At 52.4% G+C, this 1,042-nt stretch carries 1 protein-coding gene; it reads left to right on the forward strand.

Annotated features, from left to right (window positions below; all coding sequences use genetic code 11):
• Positions 1-76 precede the first annotated feature (76 nt).
• Positions 77-1,042, forward strand: a 966-nt coding sequence (locus ABD031_RS13265) for an IS110 family RNA-guided transposase (RefSeq protein ID WP_343852238.1), incomplete at its 3' end; no start/stop codon positions are given.

Consider the following 1,042-nt stretch of genomic DNA (forward strand, 5'->3'; position numbering starts at 1 on the left):
AAAACATTCATGAATAGGGGAAATTCACCCGCAGCCATGAAAGTCGTAAAAGGAGTTACCACAACTTATTTACGACATGGACACGATAGAATTTCCCCAACTCATTGAACGAGGCTGCGGCCTTGATGTTCATCGCGACACCGTAGTGGCAACCGTTTCAGGAAAAGACCTGCCAGAGCAGACGGTTACCTTTGCCACCCACACCCCTGACCTGGAGAAGCTGATCTGCTGGCTGCAAAACCAGGGAGTCACCCATGTGGCCATGGAGAGCACTGGCGTCTATTGGAAGCCGGTTTACTACGTACTGGAAGGGTATTTTGAACTCTTGGTCGTCAATGCCCGGCATATCAAAAACGTCCCTGGGCACAAGACCGACAAGAAGGACTCCGAATGGATTGCCAAGCTGTTGCTCAGCGGGTTGCTAAAGCCCAGTTTCGTCCCCAAGGAGGAGATGCGGTTTATCAGGGTATTGTACCGGCATCGCAAAAAGATCGTCAACCAGCGCTCCCGGGCCAAAAACCGGCTGCAAAACATCCTCCAGGATGCCAACATCAAACTCTCTTCGGTAGTCAGCGACGTGTTTTCCAAGTCAGGACTGGCCATTATCCAAAAACTACTGGAAGGGGTAACCGATCCCGTGGAGCTGGCCAACCAGGCCAAAGGCTCCTTGGTAAGCAAAAAAGAGCAACTCCAACTGGCACTCCATGGCCGCTTTACCGACCATCACCGATACATGGTCCGGTTCATCATGGACACCATCGAATCCCATAACCAAGCCATCGCCAAACTGGAGGCAGAACTTGAGAGCTGCATGAAGCCGTTTCATCGTCAGCTAAACCTGCTGCAAACCATCCCGGGGATATCCCAGATGGCCGCCATGGGAATCCTGGCCGAAATCGGTACGGAGATGGACAAATTCCATTCTGACAGGCACCTGGCCTCCTGGGCCGGAGTCTGTCCGGGAAACAACCAAAGCGCAGGCAAAAACATGTCTTCCCGGGTCACCCAGGGCAACAACTATCTCAAAACAAACCTGATCGAA

The sequence above is a fragment of the Algoriphagus jejuensis genome (genome assembly GCF_039523455.1).
GTDB lineage: Bacteria > Bacteroidota > Bacteroidia > Cytophagales > Cyclobacteriaceae > Algoriphagus > Algoriphagus jejuensis.